At 68.9% G+C, this 20,588-nt stretch carries 18 protein-coding genes and 1 tRNA gene; 1 reads left to right on the forward strand and 18 read right to left on the reverse strand.

What is annotated here, in order from left to right:
- Positions 1-2: 2 nt before the first annotated feature.
- The 7 genes from ACFX43_RS15995 to ACFX43_RS16025 form a co-directional block, all read right to left on the reverse strand.
- Complete coding sequence (locus ACFX43_RS15995) at positions 3-620, reverse strand: response regulator (RefSeq protein WP_378828817.1); 618 nt, start codon at positions 618-620, stop codon at positions 3-5.
- Positions 617-1,867, reverse strand: a complete 1,251-nt coding sequence (locus ACFX43_RS16000; protein WP_378828834.1) for a sensor histidine kinase — start codon at positions 1,865-1,867, stop codon at positions 617-619. The genes ACFX43_RS15995 and ACFX43_RS16000 overlap by 4 nt, the downstream gene beginning before the upstream one ends.
- A complete protein-coding gene (locus tag ACFX43_RS16005; protein ID WP_378828839.1) occupies positions 1,864-3,951 on the reverse strand; it encodes an MMPL family transporter in 2,088 nt (695 codons plus the stop codon). The genes ACFX43_RS16000 and ACFX43_RS16005 overlap by 4 nt, the downstream gene beginning before the upstream one ends.
- A 95-nt stretch (positions 3,952-4,046) precedes the next feature.
- Complete coding sequence (locus ACFX43_RS16010; protein ID WP_378828848.1) at positions 4,047-4,421, reverse strand: universal stress protein; 375 nt, start codon at positions 4,419-4,421, stop codon at positions 4,047-4,049.
- A 46-nt stretch (positions 4,422-4,467) separates the two neighbouring features.
- Positions 4,468-6,531 carry a tripartite tricarboxylate transporter permease gene (locus ACFX43_RS16015; RefSeq protein ID WP_378828855.1) on the reverse strand — a complete coding sequence of 688 codons (2,064 nt, stop codon included), beginning with the start codon at positions 6,529-6,531 and terminating at the stop codon, positions 4,468-4,470.
- A 10-nt stretch (positions 6,532-6,541) separates the two neighbouring features.
- Positions 6,542-7,741, reverse strand: coding sequence for a Bug family tripartite tricarboxylate transporter substrate binding protein (locus ACFX43_RS16020; RefSeq protein ID WP_378828860.1), 1,200 nt, complete (start codon positions 7,739-7,741; stop codon positions 6,542-6,544).
- A gap of 58 nt (positions 7,742-7,799) precedes the next feature.
- Positions 7,800-8,909, reverse strand: coding sequence for a PrpF domain-containing protein (locus ACFX43_RS16025; protein WP_378828869.1), 1,110 nt, complete (start codon positions 8,907-8,909; stop codon positions 7,800-7,802).
- A gap of 197 nt (positions 8,910-9,106) precedes the next feature.
- Between ACFX43_RS16025 and ACFX43_RS16030 the strand changes: the two genes are divergently transcribed.
- The gene (locus ACFX43_RS16030) at positions 9,107-10,024 is read left to right on the forward strand and encodes a LysR family transcriptional regulator (RefSeq protein ID WP_378828882.1); all 918 of its coding nucleotides are present in this window, start codon (positions 9,107-9,109) and stop codon (positions 10,022-10,024) included.
- Here the strand turns inward: ACFX43_RS16030 and ACFX43_RS16035 are convergent, their stop codons facing one another.
- The 11 genes from ACFX43_RS16035 to ACFX43_RS16085 form a co-directional block, all read right to left on the reverse strand.
- Positions 10,025-10,168 (reverse strand): hypothetical protein, encoded by a 144-nt coding sequence (locus ACFX43_RS16035; protein ID WP_378828887.1) that lies wholly within the window; start codon positions 10,166-10,168, stop codon positions 10,025-10,027. It abuts the gene before it with no gap.
- A 550-nt stretch (positions 10,169-10,718) separates the two neighbouring features.
- Positions 10,719-10,862 (reverse strand): hypothetical protein, encoded by a 144-nt coding sequence (locus ACFX43_RS16040; protein WP_378828892.1) that lies wholly within the window; start codon positions 10,860-10,862, stop codon positions 10,719-10,721.
- Between the two features lie 708 nt (positions 10,863-11,570).
- The gene (locus tag ACFX43_RS16045) at positions 11,571-12,059 is read right to left on the reverse strand and encodes a hypothetical protein (RefSeq protein ID WP_378828897.1); all 489 of its coding nucleotides are present in this window, start codon (positions 12,057-12,059) and stop codon (positions 11,571-11,573) included.
- 226 nt (positions 12,060-12,285) lie between these two features.
- Positions 12,286-12,582 (reverse strand): hypothetical protein, encoded by a 297-nt coding sequence (locus ACFX43_RS16050; RefSeq protein WP_378828901.1) that lies wholly within the window; start codon positions 12,580-12,582, stop codon positions 12,286-12,288.
- Between the two features lie 220 nt (positions 12,583-12,802).
- Positions 12,803-12,878 (reverse strand) — tRNA-Val (locus ACFX43_RS16055).
- A gap of 184 nt (positions 12,879-13,062) precedes the next feature.
- Positions 13,063-13,527, reverse strand: a complete 465-nt coding sequence (locus ACFX43_RS16060; protein ID WP_378828906.1) for a peroxiredoxin — start codon at positions 13,525-13,527, stop codon at positions 13,063-13,065.
- The gene (locus ACFX43_RS16065; protein WP_378828914.1) at positions 13,524-15,188 is read right to left on the reverse strand and encodes an AMP-binding protein; all 1,665 of its coding nucleotides are present in this window, start codon (positions 15,186-15,188) and stop codon (positions 13,524-13,526) included. Before ACFX43_RS16065 ends, ACFX43_RS16060 begins: the two co-directional genes overlap by 4 nt.
- A gap of 69 nt (positions 15,189-15,257) precedes the next feature.
- Positions 15,258-15,671, reverse strand: coding sequence for a DUF3052 domain-containing protein (locus ACFX43_RS16070; protein WP_355019161.1), 414 nt, complete (start codon positions 15,669-15,671; stop codon positions 15,258-15,260).
- A gap of 132 nt (positions 15,672-15,803) precedes the next feature.
- Complete coding sequence (locus ACFX43_RS16075; protein WP_378828923.1) at positions 15,804-17,363, reverse strand: TIGR03767 family metallophosphoesterase; 1,560 nt, start codon at positions 17,361-17,363, stop codon at positions 15,804-15,806.
- Between the two features lie 122 nt (positions 17,364-17,485).
- Positions 17,486-19,402 (reverse strand): hypothetical protein, encoded by a 1,917-nt coding sequence (locus ACFX43_RS16080; RefSeq protein ID WP_378828929.1) that lies wholly within the window; start codon positions 19,400-19,402, stop codon positions 17,486-17,488.
- Positions 19,403-19,673: 271 nt separating this feature from the next.
- Complete coding sequence (locus ACFX43_RS16085) at positions 19,674-20,579, reverse strand: endo-beta-N-acetylglucosaminidase H (protein ID WP_378828938.1); 906 nt, start codon at positions 20,577-20,579, stop codon at positions 19,674-19,676.
- Positions 20,580-20,588: the final 9 nt, after the last annotated feature.

Raw genomic sequence — 20,588 nt, forward strand, 5'->3', positions numbered from 1 at the left:
GGTCAGATCAGGCCGGTCTCCTGCGCGACATGGATGGCACGGGAGCGGCTGTCGACGTCGAGCTTGGTGAAGATGTGCGCGAGGTGGCTCTTCACGGTGGCCTCGGTGACGAAGAGGGTGCGCGCGATCTCCTTGTTGGTCGCTCCCCTGGCGAGGTGCCGCAGCACCTCGATCTCGCGATCGGTGAGCCGCGGCAGCGGGCTGCGCATGCCCTTGAGCACCCGGGTGGCCAGGTCCGGAGCGAGGACCATGTCGCCGGCGGCGGCGCGGTGGATTCCCTCGACGATGACCTCGGGGTCGACGTCCTTGAGCAGATAGCCGGCGGCACCCGCCTCGATCGCACCGAGCACCTCGGCGTCGCGGTCGAAGGTGGTCAGGATCAATACGGCCGGCGCAGGGTCGAGGGCACGGAGAGCGATAGTGGTCCGGATGCCGTCGATCCCGCTCCCCAGACGCAGGTCGCACAGCACGACGTCGGGATGGAGGTGACCGGCGAGGACGATCGCCTCTTCGCCGGTGGCGGCCTCCCCGACGACCGTCAGGGCGTCGCCCGCCTCGATCACGGCGCGCAGTCCGCTGCGTACGACCGGGTGGTCGTCGACGAGGAGCACCGTGGTCATCGCGACCCCTCGATGTGGATGGGGAGATGCGCGGAGACCGCGGTGCCCTCACCGGGCGTGCTCTCCACGTCGAGACCACCTCCGAGCTCGCGTAGACGGGCCCGCATGAACCGCAGGCCATAGCTGGACGAACCGACATCGGCGTCCTGCTCCCAGGCGGCGACATCGAACCCGCCGCCATCGTCGCTGATGTCCAGGCGCACCGAGTCACCGTCATCGATCAACGTGACCACGACCCGGGTCGCCCCGGCATGGAGACGTACGTTGGAGAGGGCCGACTGAGCGGTGCGGAGCAGCGCGACCTCGACCTCGGTCCGCAGCAGCGGGAGCGTGTCGTCGACATGGAGCTCGACGTGCAGCCCGGCCTCCTCGTGCGTGCGGTCGAGCATGCGCCGAAGCGCCGAGGCGAGGGCGGCGTCCTCGAGCTCGGCCGGCGCCAGGGCCTCGACGATCCGGCGTACGTCCGCGAGGCTGTCGCCCGCCAGCGCCTCGACCTGCGCGAAGGTGCGCGACGACTCCGGGTCCGTGGTGCGGTTGCCTCCGGCGTGGGTGAGAAGCCGGATCGAGGAGAGCGCCTGCGCGATGGTGTCGTGGATGTCCCGGGAGATCCGGGTGCGTTCGGCGATCGCTCCGGAGTGCCGCTGGGCGAGCAGGAGCTCGTGCTGCAGCTCGGCCATCTCCTGCTGGGCTATCCGCAGCGAGGTGACCAGCCGTTCGCGCTCGGCGGCGTCGCGGAGGAGCTGCAGGTAGCCGCGGGAGATGCCGAACGCGAAGATGCCGCCGATGAGCGGTCCGAAGACGTCCGCGTAGCTGGTCGTACCGCGGTGCAGGATCGGGGCGACGACCACCACCACGAGGATCGCCGCAGAGAAGACCAGCCCCCAGCGCAGCGGCAGCAGGTGGCCGGCGAGCAGCCACAGCAGGAACGCGAGCCAGACGAACTCGTCCGAGACCGCGACCGCGGCGACCCAGATCACCGCGAAGCCGAGCAGCCACCACACCGGGAGCCGCCGCGAGTCCGTCCTGACCGGCAGGATCGTGCCGGCGGTGTGCCACCCGAGGATCGCGAGCCCCGAGACGACCGCGGCCGGAAGCGGCACCCCGTCGCCGATCGCCCTGCTGACGCCGATCGCCGTCAGCACGACGGCGATGACGTGCTGCCCGATCTCCATCGCCCGCACCGTCGAGGCGGCCGGGGCCTGATGCGAGACGCCGAGCTGCCTCAACGGCGCGTGTACGACACTCATGTGCTCGATTCTCCCCCGGCCCTCTGCAGTCGTCCCGGCCACCAGATGCGGTCGCCCACCAGGGCGAAGATCGCCGGCACGATCACCGTACGCACCACCAGGGTGTCCACGAGCACGCCCACACCGACGATCAGGCCCAGCTGTCCGAGAGTGACCAGCGGCAGCACACCGAGAGCGGCGAAGACCCCGGCCAGGACGATGCCGGCGCTGGTGATCACACCGCCGGTGTGGGCGACCGCCTCGACCACGCCCACCCGGGTCCCGAGCCGCGCCGCGTCCGCGCGCGCCCGGTGGACGAGGAAGATCGTGTAGTCGATCCCCAGCGCCACCAGGAACAGGAACGCCAGGATCGGCACCTGCTGGTCGAGCGCCTGCTGATCGAACAGGATCCGGCTCAGCCAGGCCCCGGCGCCGATCGCGGCGACCGCGCTGGCGAGGTTCACCAGGAGCAGCAGACCGGGCGCGATCAGCGAACGCAGCAGGACCAGGAGCACGAGGAAGCTCACCGCGAGCACCAGCGGCGCGATCACCAACAGGTCCCGCTCGCTCCCCTCGGCGGCGTCCAGCTCGGTCGCGACCGCACCGCCCACGAGAGCATCCGCGCCCTCGATCGGGCGGACCGCCTCCCGCAGGTCGGTGATCTGGTCGAGACTCCGCTCGGTGCCTGGCGAGTAGTCGCTGGTCACCATGATCTTCGTCAACGACCCGTCGTCGGTGACTCCGGCCGGCTGAGCGCGCACCACGCCCTCCACGTCACCCGCGGCCGAGGCCACCTCGGCGGCGGCCGCGCTGTCGGTCACGATGTAGACCGGCTGGGCCTCACCGGGCGGGAAGTGCGACGAGAGCGTCTCCAGACCGGCGGCCGACTCGGACTGCACCCGGAACTTCTCGATCTGGTCGAGCCCGACCGACGTACCGGAGAGGCCGGAGGCCATCACCGCGAGCAGCACGAGCCCACCCAGCAGGCTCGCCACCGGACGCTTCACCACCCGTGACGCGACCGCGCGCCACGTCCGGCCCTGCTCACGTGATTCACCCGGACGAGGCACGAACGGCCAGAACAGTCGCCGCCCGCACACAGCCAGGGCCGGCGGCAGCACGAACAGCACCGCGACGAGCGCGATCAGCAGACCGATCGCCGCCGGGACACCCAGTCCGCGGGTCATCGGGATGGTGGCCAGGACCAGCGTCAGCAGGGCGAGCACCACCGTCAGGTTGGAGGCGAGGATCGCGAGCGCAGTCCTCCGCCAGGCCGTGCTCAGCGCCAGCCGGTCGTCCTCGGTCCGCTGAAGCTCCTCCCGGTATCGCGAGATCAGCAGCAGCGCGTAGTTGGTCCCGGCCCCGAAGACGAGGACGCTGACCACGCCGGCGTCGAATCCGAAGTCCCACAGCGCTCCTGCCGCCGCGGTGACCCGCCCGGCGAGCGCGTCGGCGAGGGCGACCACGACCAGCGGGATCAGCCACAGCACCGGCGAGCGGTAGGTGATGATCAGCAGCACGGCCACGATCAGGACCGTCACCAGCAGCAGCGTGAAGTCGGCGCCGTCGAACGCGGCCGCCGCATCGGCCCCGAACGCCGGCCCGCCCGTCACTTGCAGGGTGAGCCCATCGGGAGCCTCCGCCGCGACATCGGTACGCAGCGCCTTGACCACCCCGGACGTCTCCGCGTTGTCGGCGCCGACCGTGATCGGCACGGCGAGAGCCGCGGCCTTCCCGTCCTCGCTGAGCATCGGACCGGCGGAGCCGGGCGCGGCCTGCGCACCGACCTGGACGCCGAGCCGCTCGAGGCCGTCGAGATCACCACTGGAGAGAGCGCCCTCGTCCTCCCGGGAGGCGACGACGAGCACGGACTCACGATCCGCACCTGGGAACTCCTCCAGCAGCGCGCTCACCCGCGTCGACTCCGACCCCGCCGGCGCCTGCCCGGTCCGCGCCGGGGCCTCCGCGCCGGCGAAGGCCCCGAAGAGCACCCCCATCACGACCACCGCGAGACCGAGCGCCACCCAGGCCCCACGGCGGGAGGTCAACCTGTCTGCGAGATGCGGACGAGCACCCGACCGCGTACGAACCAGAGAATCTGCCATGCCGACAACTCCACCAGCGGCGCCGTCTCAGATCATCGCGAGCAGGACTGAACCAGGAATCATCCATTTGGCTGATGCCGGCGGGGCCGGAGCGGTCAGGGACCGGCCACGGAAGGCTTGACCGCGAGCACCGGGCAGGTGGCGTCGAGCAGGATCCGCTGAGCTGTGCTGCCGAAGACCAGCTTGCCGACCGGCGTCCGCGCGCGCAGGCCCAGGACGACCAGGCGCGCGTCGAGCCGCTGGGAGACCTGGATGACGGTGTCGCTGGGATCACCCAGGTCTCCGCGCTCGACCTCGACCCGGCCGGCGAGCTCCGGCCACCGACCCTCGAGCTCCTCGGGATCGGGGACCCGCTCGCCGCGCACGGCGGGCACGATGACCACGGTCTCTCCCTCTCGGGACTCGGCGACCGCGGCCGTGACGGCGGCGTGTCCGGGCGGGGTGTCGGCGTAGGCGACGACGATGGTCATCGGCTTTCCTTTCGGTGGTTCGTGGACGGGCGCGAGGCTGGCAGGGTCACTGCAGCAGGCCCATGGGCAGGTCGACCGGCAGCAGCGACGGCAGGGCCAGCAGCACGGCGCCCAGGACGAGGGTGTAGATGATCGCCGTACGTGGCCGGGTGCGGGCTGCGTACAGCAGGAACACCGGGGTGAACACCAGGGTCGCCGCGAGGTAGCCGCCGAGCATGACGAGGACCAGGAACGCGGCCATCGCGACAAAGGTGCGCATGGCGATCACCAGGTCGTGGCGCCGAGCCAGGGCCCGGGCGTCGACCGCGTGGTCCACACGGGTGGCGACCATCGTGGCACCAGACCCACCCGTCGGCTCGAGGCTGTCATCGACCGTGTCGCGCCGAGCGACCTGCCGCCTCGCGCGCAGCTCCTGCCAGGTCAGGATGAGCGCCGCAACCAGGCCGCCGATGGCTACGAGTCGCGGCATCAGCGCGGCCTCTGCGGAGAACGACCCACTCACCCACAGCGCGCCGGCGAAGACCAGCACCGCGACGATGGCGACAGCGAGGGACCAGGGCGTACGGGCCAGCGAGCCCTCGAGCTCGTCGCCGTCCTTGTCATCGCTCTCGTGCTCGTCCCGGTGGCCGTCGTCGGCAGCCCCCGAGGCTCGCCGAACCCTCTTGATCAGGGACCACGCCAGCGGCACGATCAGCAGCGCGGCGAAGACGAGCACGCCGGGTCGCGCGACCCAGGAGGCACCGTCGTACAGGCTGGCGGTCAGGTAGTAGTAGCGCTCCATCGGGATGGCCAGGACGAAGCCGATCAGGAACGGAGCCCGGGGCATCCCGGTGGCTTTGAGGAAGAAGCCGACCACGCCGAGCGCGACCATCACCCACAGGTCGCCGATCTGGCCACCCTCCTGGAACGCACCCAGGAGCATCACCACGAGAAGGCCGGGCCCGAGCACCGCGAAAGGCACCTTGGTGAGCTTGGCGAGCGAGCCGGTGGCCAGGAAGCAGAGGAACGCTCCGGCGACCGAGGCGATCGCGAACGCCCACACGATCAGATACATGAGGTCGAGATGGTCGGTGACGATCGCCGGCCCTGGCTGGATGCCGTACGTCAGCAGCATCCCGAGCAGCATCGCCGACGGTACGCCGCCGGGGATGCCGAAGAGGAAGGTCGGGATCAGGTCGCCGGCCTCGACGGAGTTGTTGGCGCTCTCCGGTCCGACGATGCCGCGGGGGTCGCCCTTGCCGAACTTGCGCTTGTCCTTGGCCGTGGCGACGGCCTGTCCGTAGGCGAGCCAGGTGCCGGCGGTGGCACCGACGCCGGGCAGCACGCCGGCCCAGATGCCGATCAGCGCACCTCGGATGACATGGGTCCAGTGGGTCAGCCACTCGCGGATGCCGGATCCCCAGCCGCCGGTGAGCTCCACCGGCTTCTCGGTGACTCGTCGCTGACCCACCCGGCTGGCGATCTCGGCGAGCCCGAACACACCCAGCGCGACCGCGACCAGGGAGATGCCGTCGCTGAGGAACAGCGACCCGAAGGAGAACCGCTCCTCGGCGGTCGTGGGCGAGGTGCCGACGAGACCGAGCAGGAGTCCGAGCAGGCCGGCGGTCAGGCCCTTGACGACGTTGCCGCGCGAGAGCACGGCGGCGAGCGAGACCCCGAGGATGGTCAGCATGAAGAGCTCCGGGCTGCCGAAGGACAGCACCAGGGGCCGGGCCAGCGGAATCGCGAGCGTGAGCCCGACCGCTCCGATCAGGCCGCCGGCCATCGAGGAGAGGAAGGCGAGCGACAGGGCGCGTTTGGCCTGTCCTTGTCGCGCCATCGAGTAGCCGTCGAGCATCGTCACGCTCGCCGAGGCGGAGCCGGGCGCGCCGAGCAGGACCGCGGCGACCGTGTCCGAGGTGTGCACCACCGCCAGTGCTCCGATGAGCATCGCGAGTGCGGGTTCGGGTTCCATGCCGAACGTGACCGGGAGGAGGATCGCCACCGCGCCGGTGCCGCCGAGCCCCGGGATCAGGCCGATGACCAGACCGGCCACCACGCCGACGGCGAGCATCATGAGGAGCGAGGGATCGGCCAGGGAGGCCAGGGCAGAGAAGGCTGCGTCAGTCATGTGTCTGCCCTCAGTCGATCGTGATGTCGTAGTCGGTCTCGAGCAGCTCGAGGACGTCCTGGCGGACGCTCTCGTCCACCTGGTACGCCTCGCCGATCCGGTCGGCGAGGTCGGGTGAGGCGTCGAGCGGATAGCCACCGAGCACCTCGGCGGCGGACTTCTGGAACGCGGGATCGGCGCCCATGTCGTCGGCCGTCGAGCGCAGCAGCTCGACCGCCTCGTCCGGTGTGTCCTCGGGCACCCAGAGCGCCTTCTGGTAGGTGTAGGTCAGCGCCAGGATGGCGCGGTAGGTCTCCAGCGCCTCGGGATCCGGCTGCTTGCCATGGAGCTCCTCGTACGCCTCGACGACGGTCGGCAGATCCGGGAAGTTGGGATCGCGCACGATCTCGCCGTCCTCGTCGACCTGCCCGAGCGAGAAGAGCGGCACCGCGGTGCCGTCCTCGACCAGCGGCTCGACCGCGGGCTCGTACGACGAGGTCGTCTGGTAGTCGATGTCGACCTCTCCGCGCTGGAGCGCGAGGTTGACCGGCCCGCGACCCTCGAAGCCGAAGGTCGAGTCGATGTCGGCGGAGAGCAGGTCGAAGGCCAGCATGGTGGTGAGGTCGAGGCTGGTGGCCGCGATGCCACCGAAGATGAGCGGCTTGTCCCGGTCGACCAGGTCCTCGATGCCGTCCACCCCGGCTCCGGTGCGGGCGTAGACCACCGCGCCGGTGCCGTTGGCCAGGATCGGCCGCAGCTTGTTGAAGTCGTAGCGCACCGCCGGCATGTCGAGGAGGTAGGGCACCACTGTCGAGGCGGTGCTGACCAGCACCTCGGTGCCGTCGGTCTTCGCCGAGGTCATGAAGTGGTTGGTGCCGAGGATTCCCTCGCCACCGTCGTCGTTGACCGGAGCCAGGCCCGGGGAGCCGGGCACCGCCTCGGTCAGCTCGGCTCCGACGAACCGGGCCCAGGTGTCCGTGCCACCACCCTCGGCCAGCGGGATCATCATCTCGACGGTCTCACCCGAGTAGTCGCCGTCGGCCGTCGAGGCGGCCGGGTTCAGGAAGTCCCCACCCAGGACGGAGACGCCCACCGCCAACGCGGTGAAGCCGGCGAGGACAGCGCCGGCGAGCCGCGGGGACGGCGCGGGCCGTTCCGGCGGATCCTGGGAAGGACCGACGTCCTCTTTCGCTTTCGTCGTCAGGTCCTCTTCGTCGAGGTGCTGGGTCATGAGTTCCTCCAAATGAAGCGAGCCCCACACGGATGTCCCGTGTCAAGGGGGCGAACGGTTAAGCCGAGACCGAGGGCAGGAGCGGAGGCTCCGGCAACACCACGGACCCTTGGGCGAGACGGCGGTAGGTGCGTACGACACCGACGACAGGGACCCCGTCGTGCTGCTCCACGAAAGTGCTGACCGGTCCCGCCGGGGTGCCGAGCCGCAGACCCGTGGCGGGCCGGTCCGAGACGACGAGGTCGTTGACGATCGTCCCCGGGGCATCGGCGGCCAGGGTCAGCGCGACCGATCCGGTCACCGGCACTGCCGGATGGAAGCGCCCCATCGACAGCATGCGCACGGTCAGGGCGGTGCCCTCCTCGCTCGCCGGATCGGGAGCGGAGACGAGCGCGAGCTTCGGTACGGCCCGAGCAACAGCCTCCGGGCTCTCCGCGAGCCCCATCAGGACGCCGGCCTCACGACGGACCGCGTCGAGGCGGTCGAGCAGACCGGGGACGCGGTCGAGGTCAGCGATGTCCTCGTTGCCCCGCACCCCGAAGTCCGCGGCGCGGGCCGCGACGACCGGAGCACCCGCGTCGACGAGCGTGACCGTCACGCCACCCACGGCGTCCGACAGGACGTCGCGCTGGCGGCCGGTCGGAAAGAGGCGTCCGGTGCTCCGGCCCGCCGGGTCGACGAAACCCATCCGCACCGGCGCACCCAGGAAGGGAACGCCCGGGATGGACTCGGACGCAGCCTCGTCGAGCACGCCCCCAGGAGTGGGCACGCGCTGAACGATGAGCTGGTCGGTGTTGGTGTTGAGGACCCGGACAGCCGTCTCCGGCGCCTCGGTCCGCACCCATCCTTCGCGAATCGCGAACGACGCGACCACCGCCGAGCAGTTGCCACAGTTGCTCCCCCAGTCGACCTTGGCCTCCTCGATGCCGACCTGGGCGAACGTGTACTCCACATCCACCCCGGACGTCGCCGAGGGCGCGAGGATGACCGCCTTGCTCGTGGTGGACGTACCGCCACCGACGCCATCGACCTGGCGATGGTCAGGGCTGCCGTAGATCCGCAGCAGCACCTCGTCGACGGACAAGTCCGGGACCTGCAGGTCGTCGCGACGGAAGACCCAGCACTTGCTGGTGCCACCCCGCATCCAAGTCGCGGCGATCTCGCGCATATTGCCTCCTGGGCCGAGTCGTCCGGGCGTTCCGGACGCACTCAGACTGGAGCCGGGTGACGTGTAGCACAATCACGAATCTGAACACGACCATGAAGCAGAACTGCACGCTCAATGGACGCGTCCGCTTCGATCTCCGGATGACGGGCTCCTGAAGCACTGCTGCACGCCCCTTCATGGCCATGTAGCACGACTTCATGCAGACTGGGGCCGTGCTCGACATCAAACGGCTCCAGATCCTGTTGGCGATCGTGGAGGAAGGGTCAGTGACCAGCGCGGCCGCCGCGCTGGGCTACACACCGTCGGCGATCTCGCAGCAGCTGCTGAGGCTCGAGCGCGAGGCCGGGCAGCCGCTCCTCGACCGCCATGCCCGGGGCATGACGCCGACGGACGCCGGCCTCGTGCTCGCCACACATGCACGCAAGGTCCTGCGCCAGCTGGCTGCCGCCGAGTCGGACCTCGCCGACATCGCCGGCGTACGCCGCGGCAGCGTCACCCTGGGAACCTTCCCCACCATCGGCAGCTCGTTCCTGCCCCTGGCCGTCCGCCGATACCGCGAGCTCTACCCCAACATCGCGCTGACCATCCACAGCGGCCGCGAGGACGATCTCGTGCGGATGCTCGAGGAGGGCAAGGTCGCCATGTCGCTGCTGTGGGACTACGCATGGGAGCGGGTCGACAACGACGAGCTGGTGCTGACCGAGCTCTTCACCGACCCCACCGTGCTCCTCGTCGGCGCCACCCACCGCCTCGCCCGGCGGCGTACGGTCCGGATGGCCGAGCTCGCCGACGAGCCCTGGATCATCCGCGCGGGTGGACACCCGGTGGTCGAGGTGCTGCAGCGGAGCGCCGTCGCAGCCGGGTTCACGCCGGCCATCGCCTTCCAGGCCAACGACTACCAGGAGGCCCAGGCCATGGTCAGCGTCGGACTGGGCATCGCGCTCGCCCCCAGAACGGCAACCGTCAACCAGCATCCCGACGTACGGGTCATCTCCCTGGGCGACTCCGCACCGCCTCGCCGCGTGCTCGTCGCACACCGGACAGGCCGAGTCCGGAGCGCGGCCGAGCTCGCCCTGCACGACGTGCTCGTGGAGACCTCGTCGACCTACTCCTGATCAGCCACCCAGGGGCCGCAGACCGATCTCGGTCAGTCGCCGACCCCGGCGGCGCAGCAGATCCTGGAAGGCGGCGGCGAGGGTCGACGGACGGCGGTCGAGCCAGCAGGCACCGATGTGCCGCACCGCCTCGGGGTTCGTCAACGGCACCTCGACGCAGCCCGCGGCACCGTGCGGGTCGCGGGCTCCAGCCTCTTCGGTTGGCTCGGCGGCCTCGCCTTCGCGGCCGGCTGGACCGGCACCGCGAGCATGGTCATCGCGATCACCCTCATCGCGTTCGCCGCCGCCCGCACGCTCCTGCCCCAGAGGCAGGGTCCAGATTCAGAAAGAGCCGTGGTGGACGCAGAGGGACTCGAACCCCCGACATCCTCCTTGTAAGTCAGATGCCGGAAGCGGTGCCCTTCTCCCCCACCCTTACACCCACTGACTTTTCGTCATGGATGTTCATGGCCTATCGGGGCCGTTTCGAGTGCTCTGGGGACACCACGGGGGCATCGCTGGAGTCCGTATCGCGGGGGCGGAGCGTCACCCATTCCGGCACCTGGCCCCCTCGGCGGGGGTTCGGGGGCTTGCCCCTGACGTACAAGACGCTACCCCGGTTCGACTCGTCGAGGGCTGGAGAGCGTACGCCGCTACGGCTGCCCCCGCCCTCGTCATCAGCCGAAGAACTGGCCTGGGATGGAGGTGCGCTCGCCTACTTGACTCGTCGGAGCTGGTGGCGGATGAGAACCAGGATCAGGACGAGTGCGACCGCCAGGCCAGCAAGGAGGGTGGCTGCGACGACGAGGCCGAGCAGCCATTCGGCCACGGGTGGCAACAATGGCGATGTCTCGTTCATGGGCGGAACGGTAGCGGCTCGGTGAGGTCGAGGTTGCGGTAACGGATGATCGTGTCGGGCAGCTGGTCCGGCTGGAGAGTGAGCGCTTGGTCTACGGACTGGGCGCTCTTCTTCATTTGCGCGGCACGTAGGGGGACCGGCCGCCAGGCCGCACGCCCCCGGAGGCCGCGCTCGCGGCCGGAGGCCGCCTTGAGTCAGCAGAGAAAGTTCTCACGAAACCGGTCGGATGAGTCTGGGATCCGTCTGGCGATGGCGCGACAGGCCTCCGTCACCTGATCTGCCGCCCTTGGACCGCTCTCTGCGCGGCATTTGCGGGCGCGTCCTGCTCGACTACTCGTCGACGCACGAGTCTGGATCGTCGAATTGGTTCGTCTCCCGCTCACGGTGCGGTCCCACGTACGTGCGGTAGCCGACGAGCCAATCGGTGGACTTCCATTCGATGGTGCGGTGCGCGGACTCGAGATTGCCCACGCAGAAGTGGAGTCGGCCGCCCAACAGAACCAGGCCTCGCCGCCAAAGCAAGACCGGCAGAAAGTCGGGGAGGTGACTACGAGTCACCCATCGTGGTGCGACCCTGCGACCGTTTTCGGTCCTCACGACGCGCCACCAGCCCATATGCACAGTTTGGCACGGAGGAACGATCCGCAGGGTGGTTCCTCGCGGAGTGGTTAGGGGCGTCGCAGATCAGTTGTCCAGAGGTCGGTGAAGTCACTTTATGAGCTGGACCTGACGCTCGCACGCGTCATGAACTTCAACCTCGATCTCCGCCAGGCGCCGACCCCACCCACCCGCCACCTCGTCCTCGAGGCCGTAGAGCGCACCGAGCGGTTCGTTACGGAACTCGCGCCCGTAGTCGTTCTGCTCGAACACACCGGTAACTGCTGTAAGAACCCATCGCCAGCCTGCCTTGCCGTCGAGGTGCAGGCGTGCAATGTGGTCGAACGCAAGGCGCGCCGCCGCGCCGGCCTTGCTGATGGGTTCGACGCCCGCATCAGCCAGGGCGTCCAGGAGGAGGTCATGCACCTCTCGAATGTCACTGGAGTCCAGAGAAGCGAGCGCGACGATCCCTTCTCCGTCCTGGCCTTGCGCCAGCCAGTACGCCGCCCACATCGGAACGAGCTCTGTCCGTAGCGTCCCGAGGGCTTCCCAAGCACCGACCAGCGCTGGCGATGGGACGTCCTCTGGATTGGTGGCCACGCGTCCAGACTGGCTGATTCACCGCGCCCACGCCATCGGATTTGGCGGCGTCCGCGGACTCCAGGCGGTATCCACTCAAACCACGTGGAGTGCGTGGCTACCTGTCGCGGATCACGTGTCGGAGATCTGTCGGGTCATCACCTGACGGGTCAGACGACAGCACAGATGCGGACGACTGCGCTCTCACGACGCCGCAGTCTCGCGCTCCAACGGATGGGCTCTCGACTCATACGGAGGCGACGACGGGTCGCCCTACAGCCGAGATCGGCGGGAAGACGTCTGGCGCTTCTTCTGTCACCCACCAGTACTCCAGCACTGACAGCCGGCCGTCGTCCACGAACAGGAGGACACCACCGTCGTATCCATCACCGTCGACCACCGCCTGCACTGGCGTCCGGCCGACCACCTGAGCTCTAGGCAGGCTTTCGTCGATGACCAAACCGACGACCGTGTGCTCGCCCTCAGCGCTCGCAGACAGCGCCTGCTTCCTCAGCACGTCAACACCAGGGAAGTCGACGGACAAAAGCAGATCCAGGATGGCACGCTCGCGAGCGGCAAGAGGTCGAGGCACAGCAGGCATGGTTGCACGGACCGCACACAGCCGGGAGGTCGCCAACCGTGTCCTACAACCTCTGGGACTCGGCCAAGCGACTCGGGGGCATCCTGGGGCATCTGAGCCCGATGAGGAGACCGGAGAGGATCAGGGCGATGACGAAACAGGGTCCTGACCTGGCGAAACAAGGTGGTGGACGCAGAGGGACTCGAACCCCCGACATCCTCCTTGTAAGGGAGGCGCTCTACCAACTGAGCTATGCGTCCGAAGCGCCCCAAGAGTACGCGATCAGGGGCGGGCCCGACGAACCGGGCCGTAAATGGAAGTTGAGCCGCTGACGTCTCGGGTCATCAGCGGCTCAACAACTCAAGGTTAGATCCCACCCAGGGCATAGGAAAAGCGATGTAACCAGCCTGTTAACGGACCTTTGATGACCCGTAAACTACTTCGTCACACCGCCGCGTGGAGCTGCCGGAGGTGCTTGTCGAGGTCGCGGCCGTCGGCGTTGTCGTTGTGCACGGCCCACCGCACCATGCCCGACTTGTCGATGATGTAGGAGGAGCGGAGCGGGGCGCCGGTGCGCTCGTTGAAGACGTCGTAGGCCTTGGTGACCTCGCCGTGGGGCCAGAAGTCGGAGAGCACCGGGAAGTTGAGCCGGTCGGTGTCGGCGAACTGCCGAATCGCGTAGACCGGGTCGCACGAGATCGCCAGGACCTCGGTGTCGAAGGTGACGAATTCGTCGAGCCGGTCACGCAGGCCGCTCATCTCACCTGTGCACACGCCGGAGAAGGCGAAAGGGAAGAAGAAGATCGCCACCGCCTTCTTGCCGTGGAAGTCCGAGAGGGTGACGTCGGCACCGAACTGGTCGCGCAACGTGAAGTCCGGAGCCGGACCACCGATCTCAAGTCCACTCACTGCCCTGCCGCCCTCTCGCCGTTCGATCCCGCCGCCTCGATGTCCCAGTTGGCCAGCTCGCGCCGAAGCACCTTGCCGGTCGCGTTGCGCGGCAGAGCGTCGGTCACGACGATCTCGCGCGGCACCTTGAAGCGAGCCAGATTCTCCTTGACCCAGTCCTTCAACGCCGCATCGACGTCGCCCTCGGCGCCAGGAGCCAGGACCACGAACCCGCGCAGCCGCTTGCCGAAGTCGGCGTCGTCGACCCCGACACAGGCAGCGTCGGCGACGAGCGGGTGGCGGATGAGGCAGTCCTCGACCTCCTGCGGGAAGACGTTCTCGCCGCCGGAGACGATCATGTCGTCGTCGCGGCCCTCGACGTAGAGCCGGCCGTCGGGCCCGAACCGCCCGACGTCGCCGGTCGCCATCAGGCCGTCGACGACCTCCTTGCCGCCGCCGCTGGTGTAGCCCTCGAAGAGGAGCCCGTTGCCGACGAAGATCCGGCCGGCCTCACCATCGGGCACCGGGACGCCGTCGCCATCGAGGATCTTCATCTGTGTGCCCCATGGAATCTTGCCGGCCGACGTCGGCGCCTCCCGCAGGTCGACGGGGTCGGCGATCGAGGCGTAGGAGACCTCGGTCGAGCCGTAGATGTTGTAGAGGCTGTCGCCGAACCGGTCCATCCACTCCAGCGCGAGATCGCCGGGCAGCGCCGAGCCGGAGGACGCGACGGCCTTCAGCCGGGAGGCGATCCCCTCCAGGTCGTACGCAGCCAGCGTCTCCTCCGGCAGCGACAGGATCCGCTGCATCATGACCGGGATGACCACGAACGAGTCGGCTCGGGTCTCCGCGAGGGTCGCCAGCGCATCCTCCGGGTCGAACCGGCGGCGCAGGATCATCGTGGTGCCGAGCAGCTCGGCGAAGAGCAGGTGGGCGATCCCCCAGGTGTGGAAGAGCGGCGCGGCGATGAAGCAGCGCCAGCCGTCCTTCATCGGCATCCGCGACATCAGCGCGATCGCCGCGTCGACCCCGGCCTCCTGACGCGGCGCCGACTTGGGCGCTCCCGTCGTGCCGGAGGTGAGGATCACGATCCGCCCGTGCCGCTTCGGCGGCTGCACCGGCCGGGCGTCTCCGGAGACCAACGACTCGAGCGTCTCGCCAGGATCCGAGGAGTCGACCCACGCGACCAGCCTCGCGGCCGAGGTCGTCGAGGACAGCAGCCCGGTGAACTCCTCGTCGTGGATGATCAGGGCGGGCTTGTCCCGCTCCAGCACCCCGACCAGCTGCGGACCGGCGAAGGCGGTGTTGAGGTAGAGCGCGTCGGCGCCCAGCTTCGCGACCGCCAAGGTGGCGTCGACGAACCCGCGGTGGTTGCGGCACATGATCGCGACCCCGTCGCCCTCACCGACCCCCCGGGCCGCCAGGGCCCGGGCGATCGCGTTGGAGCGGCGGTCGAGGTCGGCGTACGTCAGCGACCCCAGCTCGTCGATGAGCGCGGTGCGCCGCGGGTAGCGGTGGGCGAGGCCGATGAAACCTCCGGCCGGCCCGGTGCCCCAGCGCGCCAGCGCCAGACCGGTCCGCGCGAGCCCGAGAGGGTTGACCGGCCGGACGATGCCGGAGCCGGCCAGGATCTTCGCCGCGGATCCGGCGGTGCGTGCCTTGGCAGCCGTAGTCGAGAACACCGTTGGGAGTCTAGCCACGCCCACGCTAGGTCTCCTGCGGGTGTCCAGCGATCCCGAGAGTCGCGGCCATCAGACAGGAGTCTTCGGCGCCAGCAGACGCGTCGCGGCCCAGTCCTTGCTCACAGATGCGGTGGTGGTCTGGGACAGTCCGGCGATCGGCGCGGCCTCGGCGATGTCGGCCGGGTCGACCGCACCAGGGCGACCAACCTTCGGCGTCAGCAACCAGATGACCCCACCCCCGACGAGGTCGGTCAGCGCATCGACGAGACCGTCGACGAGGTCACCGTCGTCATCTCGCCACCACAGCAGCACGGCGTCCACCACGTTGCCGTAGTCGCTGTCGACCAGGTCCGCGTCGACGGAATCTTCGATGGCGACCCGCAGCTCGTCATCAGTATCGTTGTCCCAGCCCAGTTCCTGGATGACCATGCCGGACTTGAGGCCCAGCCGGTCCGCAGGCCCTGTGGCTGCGGTCGAGCTCACGTGTCTTTCCTCCAAAGGCTTGATGTCCACGCCGCTTGCATGAACTTGGTTGGTGGTAGTCCAGCGGAGAACGCTGGTCCACGCAACCCCACCCGCCTGTCATTCGCTAGATAACGGCGTGTCGGAGGCCTTTCAGGCCCTCGGATCGAGCAGATGGAGCAGTACGTTGCGATCCTGCGCCGTCCCTGCCGACGGGTGCTCGGCGAGGCGCACCTTCGGTCCCTGCCAGTCGTTGGCGGACAGCTCACGAGACAGTGAGGCGAGGTGGCCGACCTCCTCGATCGAGCCGCTCCAGCGGGCGGGACCGGCGTGGTCGAGCATCGTGGTCGCGATCGTGAGCACGTCCCCGTCGGAGATGAGCTCGACGATCCGGCCCTGCTGCGGCCAGTCGATCAGGGACGGAGCGGTGACCTCCCACCACGAGCCGCGAGGCCTCACCGACGTACGATGCGTGTGCCCGTTGAGCCAGAGCACAGCGCTCTCATGGCGTGAGACGGTCTGCTCGATCTCGTCGCTGAGCACCCGGCGGTTGCCGCCGGCGCCGCTCATGTCGTTGACCAGCGAGGCCACGTCGTGGTGGCTGGCGATCACCGCGAGCCGCTCGTCGTAATCCGTGGAGGCGAGCACGGCGTCGAGCCACTCCAGCTGCTCGGCGTCGATCGATCCCTGGAAGCCGCCGGCCGGGTTGACCGTGTCGAGGACGACGAAGGTGACCTCGTCGTTGACGTCGTAGCGGTAGTAGGGCTTGCCGCCTGCCTTGAAGCCGTGGCCCGGGGGCTTCGCCTCGTCGTGCACGTGGGAGTCGACGAACTCCTGCAGCGTCGTCTGCCGGCGACGCCGGTCGGGGGTCACCTCGTACGGCTCGAGCTCGGCCAGCATCCCGAGCGCCACCGGGTCACCGGAGATCAGCCCGGCGATGAGCTTCGCCTTGGCCTCATCGGTCCAGTGCTCGGGCATGGCGATCGCCTTCAGGTCGCCGACCGCGATCTCGCCGATGGCGGAGCTGTCAGGCACGGTGCCCTGCAGCAGCCCGTCGTGGTTGCCGTTGACGGCCAGCCAGGGCACCTCCAGCCCGGGTGAGTCGATTGCGCGGCGCACAGCCTTCAGCAATCCGGGGACGAGCGGGAAGCCGTGGTCGCCCCGGCGCATGTCGTACGTCTCGCCCTGGGGGTGCCAGAAGCGCTTGTCCGGCAGAGTGGCGACGCCTTCGTAGTGCAGCATGTCGCCGGAGTCGGGGGTCAGCCGGCCGCCGTCGAGCAGGGTCAGATACCAGTCGAGCTCGTTGTACTGCCCGTTGTCGGTGTTGTCGCCGGTCGCGATCGCCAGGTCGAGCGGGCCACCGCCGATGGGACCCTCGGTGATCTCGTTGACCGCCTCGACCATCGCCGCGCCGACCTGGGCGGTCAGCAGCTCCTGGGCCCGGTACGTCCCGATCTCGTCGATCAGCTCACGGGTCGCGGTGTCGGGGTCCATGAGCCGGTCCAGGACCTCGACCCGAGCCGGCGACTGGTGGTCGCAGATGTGCATGTCGGACAGGTGCGCGACCGTCAGCACCGGGTCACCCAGATCCTCGGGCCTCCGCGCCAGATCGGTGCGCGAGATGTGGCGCTCCTGCGGTCCTTCGGCCAGACGTACGTAGTTGCCCTTCCGGCCGCCCGCGACAATCCGCCCGCTCTCGCTCGTGACACCCATCTAAGCCGCCTCTTCTCCCTCACGACCGGCCGCCGCGGTTCGTGGGCGAACGATACTCCCAGGCGCCAGGTCTCCGCGGTCCCGACCGGGTAGAGAATGGCCGCGTGATCGACCGGGCGGAACTAGATCGAGTGGAACAGCTGCGATCCCAGATGCTCCGTGCCTTTCCTTCGGTTGCGCCTTTGGCCGCTCATCACGCCGTCGACCTGGTTCCACCAGCCGAGTTCTCGTCCCCTGGCCTGATCCAAGAGACCAACAACGCCGAGTGGCCTGAGGTCACGTTTCACGGCGAGCATCTCGAGATTCCGAACCGGATCTACAACGCCTTTCCTGCAGGCACTCTCGAGCGCCTCACACCGCCGAGTCGAGCGGCTGCGGGCTGCATCTACACCCGGCACCACGACGGACGAACTCGACAGCGCGCGCTCGGCCTCGCATTGAGCGCGGATATGGACTGGTGCGCGCCCTTCGTCGTGCAACTGCTCGGCGAGTACGTCGTCGAGATCTGCATCGACGTCGAGGAGTTTTTGACTGACGGCGCGATGACCTATCCGAACGTGGCTCGCGGGCTCCAGCACTTCGCTGAGTCCAACCCGGCTTTCATGGCGCTCACACGAGCGCGCGCGACGAGCTACTGGTCGGAGTATTACCGGGCCGACTTCCCCCACATCAACACGTATCCCGCGATCCGTGCGCTCGACCAGATCAGGCGGCGAGCGTGAGTGGTGGGTCGATGTCGCTGCTGACGTCGATGGTGCCGGTTGGGCTGACGACGTACTCGTAACCGTGGGGCTGCGCCATCGGTAGGTGCCTTGTCGGATCCGGTGGTAGCGCCAGCCGTGGTGGGTCTTCATCCGATGGTGTTGTCGGCACAGCGGGGTGAGGTTGTGGCTGCTGGTCGGACCGCCGTCGGCGTACGCGGCGCGATGGTCGAGGTCGCAGCGCTCGGCGCGGGCTTGGCAGAAGGGGAAGGAGCACTTCTGGTGGATCAGCGCGGCCTGACGCCGCTGCCGGACGGTCGGGACATAGCCGGCTGCCTCGATGTCTTCGGCCAGGTCGACCACGATGATCGGCCTGACGACCGTGCCGGGGGTCGTGGCCCACTGCTCGAGGCGTTCGATGCTGACCAGGCCACGCGTGTTTCCGAGGCTCACCAGGCCGGTCCCGGCGAGTTCCCGCGTGTCGGTGTGGATGACCAGCTCGACGACCCGAGCAGCTCCGGGGACGCCGTCGAGGGAACCTGAGTTGTAGGTCCGCCCCAACACCCCGAGCGCCGCGGCCCGCCGTACGTCCAGGCTTGCATCGGCGTAGCCGTCCTGGCCGAGGAGACCGTGCGCGATCGCGGCAATGGCCTGCTCCAGATCCAGCGCGTCCGCAGCGTCGAGGACCCCATCGACATAACCCAGCGCCAGGACCGCTTGCCCTTGTTCGGCACCTGTGCCGACGAACGGGACGGTCTCGTTGATGGTGATGGTGACCGAGCGATGTTCAACCGCGTCGGCTTCGGCGATCGCAGCGGCGAGGTCGGGTTCGAACAGCGCGGCCGCCTGAGTGACCGCACGCTCCAGCTGGACCGGGCCCATCTTGTGGGCATGAGGACCGACCTGCTTGTCCACCCAAGCTGCGACCTCGGCATCGAGGTTCCGGGTCAGGTCCGCGATCCGTCGGGCGCGCCACGCCAACAGCGAACCGTCCAGGATCCGCGCCCAGACATGCTTGAGCCGGTAGCGCAGCTCGACCGCGTCCCCGAGGAACCTCTTGCCCGCTTGGCTCGACCGACCCAACGCAGCCGCGAGCTCCACCGCCGCAGCCTCTGACACCAGCGGCGCCCCGGGGCCGGCCAGGGGCAGCATCCGGTCCCCGAACGTGTCGCCATCCAGCCGCGCAGACTCCTCCACAGAGTCGACGGAATGCAGCGCCGCGAACCTGGCGGCAGCGATCAACACATTCCGATCAGCCTGCTCCGCGACCGCACGAGACGTACGCACTGCATCCAGCAGACTGCTGGCCGTGTCGCCCGGGTCGAGGAGTGCTTCCATGACCCAGATTTTACCAGAACGCAGCACCCCTGAGAACCATATTTCCGCAGGTCAGATGGCATATTGACGCCACATTCAGACTCTGGATTGGCGCGGATACGCCAGCCGACACGAAGAGGTCCGGCCCAAGCCGACGAACGCCGGCACCCAACCCAGACCCACGCCCGACAGGGCCTGCCGCCGACCCGATAGTCAGCCATCTTTTCGACCCTCCCGAAAGGGTCGGCGGCCAAGAATGCGGCAGCGAAGACACGCCAACCCCTGCAGGAACTCAGCCGGTATAGACGGTCGCCTTGCCGTACAGGTTGCGGGTGACGGTCGAGAGGTAGGCACTCGCGTCGGCAGAGCCCAGGTTGTAGGTGTTGAAGACGCCGTAGCCCTGGGAGACGGTGCGGGAGGCGAGGCTGGCGGCGGTCGAGGAGGAGGTGCCCTGGATGTTGATGGCCGCGGGCGCCAGCGAAGGCTTGCCGAGGCCGGGGACGTCGGGGACGCCCCAGGTGCCGTAGTAGGGGTTCCAGGCGTAGTCGAGCAGGTCACCGGCGTTGACCCCGCCGTAGGAGAGCCGCTCGGCGGTGGGGCCGATGAAGTAGAGCGTGATCAGCTTGTCGGGAATCCGCGAGCGCAGTGCCTCGAGGAGGTAGACGAAGGAGAAGTCGTTGGGCTGGCCGGTACCGTTGGCGCCGTAGTTGGACCACTCGTCGTCGAAGTCGATCCCGTCGAGCCCGTAGCGGTTGACCACGTCGGCGAGCTGGTCGGCGAACGCCTCGGCGGCGGCGCGGTCGGGGAAGTTGGCGAACCCGGCGCCCTGGTGGTTGCCGAGCACCGAGAGCAGGATCTTGATGCCCTTGGCCTGGGCCGGGCGGATGTGCACGTCGGCGGCGTCGAGCTGCGCCTGCACCTGCGGGTTGTTGTAGAGGTAGGCCCGCTGGCCGTCGTAGTTGATGTTGGCGGCGAAGATCAGGCCGATGTCGAAGACGTTGCCGCCTCCGGCGAGCTCGTACTTGGCGACGTTGCCGATGCTGTAGTTGTTGACCTCGACATAACCGGTCATCAGGGTCGGCGACGCGAGCGGCCGTGCCGCGCCGGCCGACGAAGCCACGCCGAGGCCGGTGGCAGCGAGGCCGGCCGCTCCGGCACCCAGGAGCATGCGTCTGCGTGAGATGTGGGGAACTGACATGGTCGATCT

Source organism: Nocardioides sp. YIM B13467, assembly GCF_042788075.1.
Classification (GTDB): Bacteria; Actinomycetota; Actinomycetes; order Propionibacteriales; family Nocardioidaceae; genus Nocardioides.

Coding starts and splice junctions, on each gene's coding strand:
- ACFX43_RS15995 (WP_378828817.1), bottom strand. CDS start 620: ATGACCACGGTGCTCCTCGTCGACGACCACCCGGTCGTACGCAGCGGA.
- ACFX43_RS16000 (WP_378828834.1), bottom strand. CDS start 1,867: ATGAGTGTCGTACACGCGCCGTTGAGGCAGCTCGGCGTCTCGCATCAG.
- ACFX43_RS16005 (WP_378828839.1), bottom strand. CDS start 3,951: ATGGCAGATTCTCTGGTTCGTACGCGGTCGGGTGCTCGTCCGCATCTC.
- ACFX43_RS16010 (WP_378828848.1), bottom strand. CDS start 4,421: ATGACCATCGTCGTCGCCTACGCCGACACCCCGCCCGGACACGCCGCC.
- ACFX43_RS16015 (WP_378828855.1), bottom strand. CDS start 6,531: ATGACTGACGCAGCCTTCTCTGCCCTGGCCTCCCTGGCCGATCCCTCG.
- ACFX43_RS16020 (WP_378828860.1), bottom strand. CDS start 7,741: ATGACCCAGCACCTCGACGAAGAGGACCTGACGACGAAAGCGAAAGAG.
- ACFX43_RS16025 (WP_378828869.1), bottom strand. CDS start 8,909: ATGCGCGAGATCGCCGCGACTTGGATGCGGGGTGGCACCAGCAAGTGC.
- ACFX43_RS16030 (WP_378828882.1), top strand. CDS start 9,107: ATGCAGACTGGGGCCGTGCTCGACATCAAACGGCTCCAGATCCTGTTG.
- ACFX43_RS16040 (WP_378828892.1), bottom strand. CDS start 10,862: ATGAACGAGACATCGCCATTGTTGCCACCCGTGGCCGAATGGCTGCTC.
- ACFX43_RS16075 (WP_378828923.1), bottom strand. CDS start 17,363: ATGGGTGTCACGAGCGAGAGCGGGCGGATTGTCGCGGGCGGCCGGAAG.
- ACFX43_RS16080 (WP_378828929.1), bottom strand. CDS start 19,402: ATGGAAGCACTCCTCGACCCGGGCGACACGGCCAGCAGTCTGCTGGAT.
- ACFX43_RS16085 (WP_378828938.1), bottom strand. CDS start 20,579: ATGTCAGTTCCCCACATCTCACGCAGACGCATGCTCCTGGGTGCCGGA.